10 protein-coding genes are annotated in these 10,065 nt (G+C 71.0%); 8 read left to right on the forward strand and 2 right to left on the reverse strand.

Annotated elements, in window-relative coordinates; translation table 11 throughout:
* Positions 1-152 precede the first annotated feature (152 nt).
* The 4 genes from HOQ08_RS00280 (at position 153) to creD (ending at position 4,004) form a co-directional block, all read left to right on the forward strand.
* Positions 153-308: a hypothetical protein gene (locus tag HOQ08_RS00280; protein WP_291189787.1), complete on the forward strand. Its 156-nt coding sequence runs from the start codon at positions 153-155 to the stop codon at positions 306-308.
* Between the two features lie 171 nt (positions 309-479).
* Positions 480-1,466, forward strand: coding sequence for an alpha/beta hydrolase (locus HOQ08_RS00285; RefSeq protein WP_291189789.1), 987 nt, complete (start codon positions 480-482; stop codon positions 1,464-1,466).
* Positions 1,467-1,728: 262 nt separating this feature from the next.
* Positions 1,729-2,496, forward strand: a complete 768-nt coding sequence (locus HOQ08_RS00290) for an isocitrate lyase/phosphoenolpyruvate mutase family protein (protein ID WP_291189791.1) — start codon at positions 1,729-1,731, stop codon at positions 2,494-2,496.
* A gap of 158 nt (positions 2,497-2,654) precedes the next feature.
* On the forward strand, positions 2,655-4,004 hold the full coding sequence (gene creD / locus HOQ08_RS00295; protein WP_291189794.1) for a cell envelope integrity protein CreD: 1,350 nt from the start codon (positions 2,655-2,657) through the stop codon (positions 4,002-4,004).
* A gap of 10 nt (positions 4,005-4,014) precedes the next feature.
* Here creD and HOQ08_RS00300 read toward each other — a convergent pair whose 3' ends face one another.
* Positions 4,015-5,472: a DHA2 family efflux MFS transporter permease subunit gene (locus HOQ08_RS00300; RefSeq protein WP_291189797.1), complete on the reverse strand. Its 1,458-nt coding sequence runs from the start codon at positions 5,470-5,472 to the stop codon at positions 4,015-4,017.
* Between the two features lie 143 nt (positions 5,473-5,615).
* Between HOQ08_RS00300 and tsaB the strand changes: the two genes are divergently transcribed.
* Both tsaB and HOQ08_RS00310 read left to right on the forward strand, forming a co-directional pair.
* Positions 5,616-6,305, forward strand: a complete 690-nt coding sequence (tsaB, locus tag HOQ08_RS00305; protein WP_291189800.1) for a tRNA (adenosine(37)-N6)-threonylcarbamoyltransferase complex dimerization subunit type 1 TsaB — start codon at positions 5,616-5,618, stop codon at positions 6,303-6,305.
* Between the two features lie 22 nt (positions 6,306-6,327).
* Positions 6,328-7,188 (forward strand): class I SAM-dependent methyltransferase, encoded by an 861-nt coding sequence (locus tag HOQ08_RS00310; protein WP_291189803.1) that lies wholly within the window; start codon positions 6,328-6,330, stop codon positions 7,186-7,188.
* A 15-nt stretch (positions 7,189-7,203) separates the two neighbouring features.
* Here the strand turns inward: HOQ08_RS00310 and HOQ08_RS00315 are convergent, their stop codons facing one another.
* The gene (locus tag HOQ08_RS00315; protein ID WP_291189805.1) at positions 7,204-8,223 is read right to left on the reverse strand and encodes a putative sulfate exporter family transporter; all 1,020 of its coding nucleotides are present in this window, start codon (positions 8,221-8,223) and stop codon (positions 7,204-7,206) included.
* Positions 8,224-8,314: 91 nt separating this feature from the next.
* Here HOQ08_RS00315 and HOQ08_RS00320 point away from each other — a divergent pair, with 91 nt between their 5' ends.
* Entirely contained in the window at positions 8,315-9,190 is an 876-nt protein-coding gene (locus HOQ08_RS00320) for a LysR family transcriptional regulator (protein ID WP_291189808.1), read from the forward strand.
* 61 nt (positions 9,191-9,251) lie between these two features.
* Complete coding sequence (locus tag HOQ08_RS00325) at positions 9,252-9,914, forward strand: UdgX family uracil-DNA binding protein (RefSeq protein WP_291189810.1); 663 nt, start codon at positions 9,252-9,254, stop codon at positions 9,912-9,914.
* Positions 9,915-10,065 lie beyond the last annotated feature (151 nt).

The raw sequence follows: 10,065 nt of genomic DNA on the forward strand, positions 1-10,065 counted from the left end.
CAGCGCGGCGTTCCAGAAGATGTACGGGCGCACTCCCAGCGAGTTCCGGCAGGCGGCACTGCAGCGCTGATCGCTAAAGTTTTCGACAGCGTCCATCATCCGCACAGGGTCTACTTTCTCCACCCCATCCCGGGGTCGACCGGAGAACTGACATGAGCGAGCGAACCTGTGCCGCCTGCGATTACCCCCTGGACGAGAACGCCATCCAGGTGAAGATCGGCGGAAAGAACGTGGAAGTCTGTTGCGATGACTGCGCCGTGAAGCTGAAAGAGGCGCACGCCTCCGCGATGGCGTCGAAGCAACACTGATTGCGTCGGGCGGTGCCGGCCTCGCGGCCGGCCCGCCCGCTCCGCGGGAGCATCCACGGCGGCGGTTCCCGTCGCATCACCACGTTCGAGCAGGGCAGATGGTCGTTCTCCAGGCGACGGTGGCGCGGACGCGTTGCCGGGCCACGGCGGCGAGGGCCAGGGAGGTTTCGCATGATCAATCGCAGGACATTCCTGGGAGCCGCCCTGGGCGCGGCCGGACTGCTCGCGCTGCCTGGCGCGGTGCGCGGACAGCACGCGGCATCGTCGACGGGTGACATGGGCGCGCAAACCTTCCGCGCCTTGCGCCGGTACGCCAGGACGACGTTCGGCGACATCGCCTACGTCGAGCGTGGTGCCGGCCGCGTCGCGTTGTTCCTGCACGGCTTCCCGCTCAACGGCTTCCAGTGGCGCGGTGCGATCGGGCGCCTTTCGCGCTGGCGGCGCTGCATCGCGCCGGATTTCCTGGCCATGGGTTGCACGCAGGTGCGCGACGGACAGCCGGTGGGGCCGGACGCGCAGGTCGCGATGCTGGTCGCCCTGCTCGACACGCTCGCCATCGACCGCGTGGACCTCGTGGCCAGCGATAGCGGCGGCGCGGTGGCGCAGCTCCTGCTGGTGCGCCACCCGCAGCGCGTGCGCACGCTGCTGCTGACCAATACCGATACCGAGCCCGACAGTCCGCCCGCGGCCATGCAACCGGTGATCGAACTGTCCCGGCAGGGCCGCTTCGCCGACGAGTGGCTGGGCAGGTGGCTGCGGGACAAGGCCCTGGCGCGCTCGCCCGAGGGCATCGGCGGCATGTGCTATGCAGACCCCGCGCACCCCACGGACGAGGCGATCGACACGTACTTCAGTCCGCTGCTGTCCAGCCCGCGGCGCAAGGCGCTGGTGCATGCCTACGCCATCGCACTGGCACGCAACCCGCTGCTGGGGCTGGAGGCCGGGCTGCGCCGCAGCCGCGTGCCGGTGCGCATCGTCTGGGGCATGTCCGACACCATCTTCCCGCCCGACGGCGCGGCCTACCTGGATCGCGTGCTCGGCAACTCGCGCGGCGTGCGCCGCCTGCCGCACGGCAAGCTGTTCTGGCCCGAGGAACGCCCCGAAGTGATCGTGGAGGAGGCCTTGCACCTCTGGCACGCGCACGGAGAGGCTGCGTGATGGGTGCGAAGCCAGGCCCCTCGGCTGCGGCCGCCGCGGCTGCCGATCGATCCTGCGGACGCGACAAACACCTCAGTGTGCGTTGGACTGGATGCTCAACCCGGTCATGTCCGCGTGGGTCGCAGGCGCATCGAAGGTGCCGTTCGCCGGGCGTGCACCGTACCCGCCACCGAGACCTTCGTGCGCGATTCTTCGAGTGCATGGGCCCCGCATGCCACCGCCGGTCCGGATGTTTTCCCTCGCTAACCCATCGGAGAGTGTCGTGATTCCACGAAACGAAAAGGCTCGGCAGTTCCATTCCCTGCACGTGCGCGGCCAGCCACTGGTGCTGTTCAACGCCTGGGATGCCGGCAGCGCGCGCGCCGTCGCCGACGCCGGTGCCCGCGCGATCGCCACCGGCAGCTGGTCGGTGGCCGCCGCGAACGGCTTCGCGGATGGCGAGCAGCTGCCGTTCGCGCTCGCGCTGGACAACCTGCGCCGCATTGTCGCCGCGGTGACGCAGCCGGTGACCGTCGACCTGGAAAGCGGCTACGGCGACGCCCCCGACCAGGTCGCCGCCACCGTCGTCGCCGCGCTCGAAGCCGGCGCGATCGGCTGCAACCTCGAAGACAGCTTTCCCGCCGACGGCCGCCTGCGCGAAGCCACCGACCAGGCAGTGCGCCTCGCTGCCGCGCGCCGTGCTGCAGACGAAGCCGGCGCGGCGCTGTTCATCAACGCGCGCACCGACGTGTTCTTCCAGAAGCCGGCCGAGGCGCACGACATGGCGATGGTGGACGCCGCCCTGCACCGCGCCCATGCCTACGCCGATGCCGGCGCCAGCGGCCTGTTCGTGCCCGGCGTAGTCGCCGAACCCCTGATCGCCCGCCTCGCGGAAGCCTCGCCGCTGCCTGTCAACGTCATGGTCGTGCCCGGCGTCCCCGGTCGCGCGCGCCTGGCCGAGCTGGGCGTCGCCCGCATCAGCCACGGCCCTGGCCCGTACCTCGGCGCGATGCGATGGCTGGCCGATGCCGCCAAGGCTGCCATGGCCTGACGGATCGAGGGGAGCTCATCGCCCCGTCGCCCGCTGGCGCGGAATCCAGCCGATGCAGGCGCCTGGCCATGCGCTGCCCGCGTTTCGCCCGTTCCGGTCAGAGGTGCGCCCGCGTGCGCTGTTCTGATCGGCCTTCCTATTGAAGGGAGGGAAGGGCGATGGGCAAGTGGACGCAGACGGTATTGGCCAAGCTGCTGGGCGTCGGCGCGCTGGCGCTGCTGATGCTGATTCCGCTGGAGCAGGTGCGCGGGCTGATCGCCGAGCGCCAGCAATTGCGCGAGAGCGCGATTGCGCAGATCGCCCAGGGCTGGGGCGGGCGACAGGTGCTGGGCGGGCTGGTGCTGGCGGTGCCGACCGAGTGGCTGGTGACCGAAGCGACGGGCCAGGCGCCGCAGGTGCGCACGGGCACCGAAGTGGTGCTGGCGGACAACCTTCAGGTGGATGTGGCGATGGCGGTGCAGACGCGCCGCTACGGCATCTATGGCGCGCCGGTGTTCGTCTCCACGGTGCGCCTCTCCGGCAGTTTCCTGCCGCAGGACCTGGCCCGGGCGCGCCGTGCCAGCCAGGCGCAGTGGCTGGACCACCAGGCGGAGCTCCGCCTGCTGCTCGCCGACCTGCGCGGCCTGCAGCAGGTGAGCGGGCTGACCGTCAACGGCCGGCCTGCACGGTTCCAGTCCTCGGCGCAGGGCCTGGCCGGCTATCCGAGCGTGGTGCTCCCGATCGACCTGCCCACGCTCGGCGACGGCCCGATCAGCTTCTCGATGACGCTACAGGTCGCCGGCATCGAGTCGCTGCAGGTGTTGCCGCTGGCACGCAGTACCGACCTGGCGGTGCGCGCGCCGTGGCGCGACCCGAGCTTCATCGGTGCGATCCTGCCGGCGGAGCGCCAGGTCGACGGCAAGGGCTTTTCCGCGCATTGGCACATGCTCGACCTCAACCGAAGCTATGGCCAGTACTGGCAGGCAGGCGACGCCAGCGCCGAGGCCGTCAGGGCATCGGCCTTCGGCGTGGAGCTTTACCAGCCGGTGGACGCGTACCAGCGCAACGAGCGGGCCGGCAAATACGGATTGCTGTTCATCGCGATGACCTTCGTCGCGTTCTTCCTGTTCGAAGTGCTCAGGCGCCTGCGCGTGCATCCGGTGCAGTACCTCCTGATCGGCGCGGCGCTGGCGACGTTCTACCTGATGCTGCTGGCGTTGTCGGAGCAACTGCCCTTCGGGGTGGCCTACGCCGTGGCGGCCGCGGCGGTGGTGGCGATCGTGGCCGGCTATGCCAGCGTGCTGCTGCGCGCGCGCCGGGCCGGCCTCCTGCTCGGTGGCATGCTCGCGCTGGTCTACACGGTGCTCTACGGCCTGATCGCCGCCGAACAGTACGCGTTGCTGGTGGGAGCGCTGGTGTTGCTGGCGACGGTGGCGCTGCTGATGTACCTCACGCGCCGGATCGACTGGTACGCCTATGCACCGGCGGCGCGGGCGGATGCGCCGCAGGAGCCGCAGAAGCAGGCCTGAGGCGCTCCCGTTACGGCACCGCCGGTTCCATCGGGCTGGCGGTGGCGTTCCTGTGCGGGCGCAACAGCAGGCCGAGCGCAGCCGCCAGCAGGGCGAAACCGGTGCCTGCCAGGAACGCCACGCGGTAGCCGCCGCTGAGCGCTGCCGCGCTGGCTGCGCCGGCCTCCAGCAGGGCGCCGTTGCGGGCGGCGGCAAGGCTGGCGAGGATGGCCAGCCCGAGCGCGCCGCCCATCATGAAGGCGGTGTTGACCACGCCGGAAGCCAGGCCGGAGTCGCGCGGCTCCACATCGTTCATCGCAGCCAGCAGCACCGGGTTGAAGGCGATGCCTGCACCCAGGCCCAGCAGCACCATGCCGGGCAGCACATCGACCGCGAAGTGCCCGTCCACGGGCGCGCGCGCAAACAGCGCCAGCCCGATCGCGGCGACCAGCAGACCGCCGGCCAGCGGGCCACGGATGCCCCAGCGCATCACGATGCGCGCGGACAGGCCCAGCGAACAGCCGGCCATCACCAGGTTCGCCGGCAGGAACGCCAGGCCCACCTGCATCGGCCCATAGCCCAGCACCCGTTGCAGGTACAGCGCGGAGAGAAAGAACCAGGCGAACATCGCCCCCGCCCACAACACACCGACCAGGTTGGCGATCGCCAGGTTGCGCAGGCGGAACAGCTTGAGCGGCACCAGCGGCACGCGCACGCGCGCCTCGATGGCGAGGAACAGCGCCAACAGCACCGCCGCGCCGGCGAGCATGCCCAACGTTCGCGCGGACAGCCAGCCCGCTTCGTTGCCGCCGACGATGGCATACACCGCAAGGATCAGTGCCGCGGTGATGCTGAGCGCGCCGCCCACGTCCAGGTGGCGCCCGCTGCCGCCGCGCGTCGCCGGCAGCAACCGCAGCGAGAGCGCGAACACCGCCAGCCCGATCGGCAGGTTCACCAGGAACACCCAGTGCCAGTTCAGCGTGCTCACCAGCAGCCCGCCGAGCAGCACGCCGACGCTGCCGCCACCGGCGCAGACGAAGCCGTACACGCCCATCGCCTTGGCCCGCTCGGCCGGCTCGGTGAACAGGTCCATGATCAGCGAGAGCGCCACCGCCGTGACCACCGCGCCGCCCAGCCCCTGGATGCCGCGCGCGACCACCAGCCATTCGCGCGAGCCCGCCAGCCCGCAGGCGAGCGAAGCCACGGTGAACAGCACCAGCCCGAGCAGGAACAGCCGGCGGTGCCCGAACAGGTCGCCCAGCCGTCCGCCGAGCAGGAGGAAGCCGCCGTAGGTCAGCACGTAGGCGTTGACCACCCAGGCCAGCGTGGACTCGGAGAACTCCAGGTCCGCGCGGATCGAAGGCAGCGCCACGTTCACGATGGTCGTGTCCAGCACGATCATCAGCACGCCGAGGCACAGCACGGCGAGCGCCAGCCAGCGGCCGTCGCGTGCGGATACGGAAGAATCGGTGGGGGTCGGCAGGTTCAAGCGAGGCCTCCTTCGCGGGCGAGCAGCATGGCAGGAAAGGCGGCCGTTTAGGCGCGCCGCCATGACGACGCGCGAACAGCCCCCGCATCGACAAGCCTGCTTTCGCCCGTCGCCTTTTCCGCGGCATGCGAGAATGGCGGCCCATGAACCTGCTCGCCATCGAAACCAGCACTGAAGCCTGCTCCGTCGCCCTCGTGCATGGCGAGGAAGTGATCGCGCGCAGCGAGCTGGCGCCGCGCCGGCACGCCGAACTGGCGCTGCCGATGGCCGACGCGCTGCTCGCCGAGGCGGGCTTGGGTCGGCATGCGCTCGATGCGATCGCGGTCGGGCGTGGCCCCGGCGCGTTCACCGGCGTGCGGCTGGGCGTGGCGCTGGCGCAGGGCATGGCGCTGGCGCTGGATCGCCCGGTGGTGCCGGTGTCGTCTTTGGCGGCGCTGGCGCTGGAGGCGCCGCAGGACCAGGCGGCGATCCTCGCCGTGATCGACGCGCGCATGGGCGAGATCTACGCCGCCTGCTACCGCCACGACGATGCGGGCGGACTGGTGGCGCTGGACGAGGAGCGCATCTGCGCGCCGGCCGCGCTGGCGCTACCCGAAGCGCCAGCGTGGAACGTGGTCGGCAGCGGCTGGGCGACCTACGCGGAGGTGTTGCGCGGACGCCTCACCGGCACGCTGAAGCACGCCGATGGCGACCGCTATCCGCAGGCCCGCCACGTCGCCGAGCTGGCCGTGCGCGAGTACCGCGCCGGGCGCGCCGTGCCGCCGGAACAGGCGCTGCCTGTGTACCTGCGCGACAAGGTGGCGCTGACGCTGACGGAACAGGGAAAGGCCTGAGCGGGCGCCAGCCCGGCCCCGGATGCCTCGCACGCTCGAATCCCTGCTCGATGAGCTGGAACGGGACCGCAGCTTGCGCGAGCCCGGGCGCATGCGCGAGCGCGGCGAAGCGCTCGATCGCCTCGAAATCCACCGAGCCTGCGGAGCTTCCGGCGAAGGGGCGCCCGGGCCCGCGCAGCTGCGCGAGAGGGTCGAGGCGTTGTGCGCCGGCTTCGAAGCCGTCGACGCCGAACTCCAGCAGCGCATCCGCCGGGACGTCCAGCGGGGCGCGGGCGCGCATGCGCTGCTCGAGTGGGCGCGTTCGGCCGGCCCCGACGGCGACCTCCCGGGCGACGGCTACGACTACCTGGATACGCTGGTCAGCGGCATCCTGCAGATCGAGGAACCGGACATGCCTGCCGCGCCGATGGCGGGGATGGTGTTCTACCAGCCCACCCCGGCGCGGCACATCTTCGGGATGCTCGCCCGCACCGCACTGGACGAGCGCGACGTGCTGGTGGACCTCGGTTCGGGCCTGGGCCAGGTTCCGCTGCTCGCCGCCATCTGCACCGGCGCGCGCTGCGTCGGCATCGAGTGGGAAGCGGCCTACGTCCGCTGCGCCCGGCGGTGTGCGCAGGCGCTCGATCTCGGCCGGGTGACCTTCGTGCAGGGCGATGTGCGCGCGGCCGATCTTTCGGCCGGCACGGTCTTCTACCTGTACACGCCGTTCGAAGGGCGCATGCTGCGCGAGGTGCTGGACAGGCTCAAAGCCGAAGCCGACACGCGCGTGATCCGCGTTTGCACGTTGGGGCCGTGCACCGCGACCGTCGCGCGGGAGCGCTGGCTGCACGGCGAGGACGAGTGGAGGCCTGACCGGCCCGCCGTCTTCCGCAGCACCCGATGATCGGCACGGCGACGGTCACAGCCGCCCGATCGCCAGCTGCACCAGCAGGCTGCTGACGGCCACCGCGATCCACACGCCCAGGCCCAGCAGGATCGGGCGCGGGCCGCTGGCGATCATCCGGCGCAGGTTGGCCGACAGGCCGATCGCGGTGAGCGCGACGATGATGAGGAACTCCGCCGCCTCGTGCAGGATCGGCTGGATCGCCACCGGCACCAGCCCCGCGGTGCGCACCGCCGAGGCGACCAGGAACCACAGGATGAACCAGGGGAAGATGCGCCTGAGGCTGAAGTCGGCGGCGCCTTTTTTCCTCTCGCGCATCGCCACCATCACCGCCAGCGTGATGCACACCGGGATGATCAGCGTGGCGCGGGTGAGCTTGACGATGGTGGCGTAGTCGCCCGCCGCATGGCTGTAGCTGTAGCCGGCGGCAACTACCGAGGAGGTGTCGTTGATCGCGGTGCCGGCCCACAGGCCGAAGCCCAGATCGGACAGGTGCATCAGGTGCCCCAGCAGCGGGAACAGCAGCACGGCAACCACGTTGAACAGGAAAATCGTGGAGATCGCGAACGCGGTATCGTGCTCGTCCGGCTTGATGATCGGCGTCACCGCCGCGATCGCCGAGCCGCCGCAAATCGCGGTGCCCACGCCGATCAGCACCTTGAGCTGGTCGTGCACGCCCAGCAGCCGGCCCAGGCCCCAGGCGGCGACGAAGGAGGCGCTCATCGTGACCAGCGTGACCGACAGCGACTCGAGCCCGGTCCTGGCCACCTGGTCGAGGCTGAGCCCGAAGCCCAGCGCGATGATCGACCACTGCAGCACCTGCTTGCCGGCGAACTGGATGCCTGGCGTGAAGAGCGCACCCGGCGAGATGGTGTTGCGCACCAGGATGCCTAGCACGATGCCGATCACCGGCCCGCCGACCAGCGGCAGCAGCCGGCCCAGCCCCAGCGCCACCAGCGCGATGGCGAGCGCCAGGCCCAGGCCGGGCAGGCGATCGGACAGGGTGGGGGAGGGCGTGGCGGCAAGGGCGTTCATCGGGCGCTCGCGTTGAGGGGCGCGGCCATTGTCGGTGCCGCTGCCGATCAGGAAAACTTTGCATTCCTGATCGCTGCTATAAGATCGGCTGATGCTGAACGTCACGCCCCGCCAGCTCGACGTATTCGTGCAGACCGCGCTGCACGGCAGCCTGCGCGCGGCCGCCGAGCGTGTGCACCTGACCCAGCCGGCCGCCAGCATGGCGCTGGCCGAGCTGGAGCGGCAGCTGGGCGCGCCGCTGTTCGACCGCGAGCGCGGGCGCCTGCGCCTCATCGCTCGCGGCCGCGAGCTACTGCCGCGCGCGCAGGAACTGCTGGAGCGCCATGCGGAGCTGGCGCGCATCGGCCAGGGCGACGCCGAGGCGCTGTCCGGCGAACTGCGCATCGGCGCCAGCAACACGGTGGGCAATTACCTGGTGGGCGAACTGCTGGGCGACTTCGTGCGCACGCAGCCGCAGGTGGCGATCCGCCTGCGTGTCGCCAATACCGACACCATCGCCTCGATGCTGCTCGACCACGCGCTGGACGTCGGTTGCGTGGAAGGCCCGGTCGCGCATCCGCAACTCGAACTCAAGCCCTGGCGCGAGGACCGGCTGCGCGTGTGCGCGGCGCCGGATCATCCGCTGGCGCGCAGGCGATCGCTCCGGCCCGCCGATTTCGCCGGAGCGCGCTGGGTGCTGCGCGAACCCGGCTCGGCCACCCGCGCCACCAGCGAGCGGGTGCTGGCGCAACTGCCGCCGGGCGAGACGGTGCTGGAACTGGACCAGATCGAGGCGATCAAGCAGGCGGTGGCCGCCGGACTGGGCATCGCCTGCCTGCCCGAGGTGGCGCTCACCGACGCGTTGGCGACGGGGCGGCTGAAGGTATTGAAGACACCCTTCCTGGATCTCAAGCGCACGCTCTCGCTGTTGCTGCACCGGCAGAAGTACCGCGGCGCATTGCTGGAAGCGTTCCTGCAGACCCTCTAGGCGGCCGCCGCGGACGATCTTGCCGGCGGGTTCACTGCACCGTCGCTAGCGTCCGCTCGCCATGCCTGCGCGTCCCGTCAAGAACCCGTTCGGCGTCCCGCTGGCCAAGCCGGTGGACGAGGTGCCGGCCGGCGCGCTGGCCACGCTGCGGCGCAAGGCGCGCGACTGCCGTGCCTGCCCGCTGTGGCGCCACGCCACACAGACCGTGTTCGGCCAGGGGCCGGCGGCCGCGCAGGTGATGCTGGTCGGCGAACAGCCGGGGCTGTACGAAGACCGCGAGGGCGCGCCGTTCGTGGGGCCGGCGGGACAGCTGCTCGACCGCGCGCTGGGCGAGGCGGGGCTGGACCGCGCGATGCTCTACCTCACCAACACCGTCAAGCACTTCAAGTACGAGTTGCGCGGCACCGCCAAGCTGCACAAGCGTGCCAACGCCGCCGAGCAGGCCGCATGCCGCATGTGGCTGGCGGCGGAGCTGCTGCGCGTGAAGCCGAAGCTGGTGGTGGGCCTGGGCGCGATGGCGGCGCAGACGATGTTCGGCAACGCCTTCCGCATCACCGCCGAGCGCGGCGTGTGGCGGCCGCTGGACGAGGCGACGCAGGGGCTGGCGACCTGGCATCCGTCGGCGGTGTTGCGCATGCCGGAGGAGGAGCGCCGGCACCAGGCGTTCGACGAACTGGTGGCGGATCTGCGGGCAGTCGCCGAGGTGCTGGAGGGGTTGGAGTAGGACGAAAAGCCTCCCTCTCCCCAACCCTTTCCCCCGAGCTGGCTCGGTGGAAAGGGAGCAAAGCCGGCGAGCTTGCACGATCACCCCTCTCCCCCGGTCCGGCCGGGGGAGAGAGGAGAGGAGGAGACCTTCGCCACACGCTCAATGAAAA

Source organism: Frateuria sp. (assembly GCF_013362045.1).
Classification (GTDB): Bacteria; Pseudomonadota; Gammaproteobacteria; order Xanthomonadales; family Rhodanobacteraceae; genus Frateuria_A.

Excerpts from the sequence above, each read along its gene's own strand:
- HOQ08_RS00280 (WP_291189787.1), top strand. The coding sequence starts at position 153 with ATGAGCGAGCGAACCTGTGCCGCCTGCGATTACCCCCTGGACGAGAAC.
- HOQ08_RS00285 (WP_291189789.1), top strand. The coding sequence starts at position 480 with ATGATCAATCGCAGGACATTCCTGGGAGCCGCCCTGGGCGCGGCCGGA.
- creD (WP_291189794.1), top strand. The coding sequence starts at position 2,655 with ATGGGCAAGTGGACGCAGACGGTATTGGCCAAGCTGCTGGGCGTCGGC.
- tsaB (WP_291189800.1), top strand. The coding sequence starts at position 5,616 with ATGAACCTGCTCGCCATCGAAACCAGCACTGAAGCCTGCTCCGTCGCC.
- HOQ08_RS00315 (WP_291189805.1), bottom strand. The coding sequence starts at position 8,223 with ATGAACGCCCTTGCCGCCACGCCCTCCCCCACCCTGTCCGATCGCCTG.
- HOQ08_RS00320 (WP_291189808.1), top strand. The coding sequence starts at position 8,315 with ATGCTGAACGTCACGCCCCGCCAGCTCGACGTATTCGTGCAGACCGCG.
- HOQ08_RS00310 (WP_291189803.1), top strand. The coding sequence starts at position 6,328 with ATGCCTCGCACGCTCGAATCCCTGCTCGATGAGCTGGAACGGGACCGC.
- HOQ08_RS00325 (WP_291189810.1), top strand. The coding sequence starts at position 9,252 with ATGCCTGCGCGTCCCGTCAAGAACCCGTTCGGCGTCCCGCTGGCCAAG.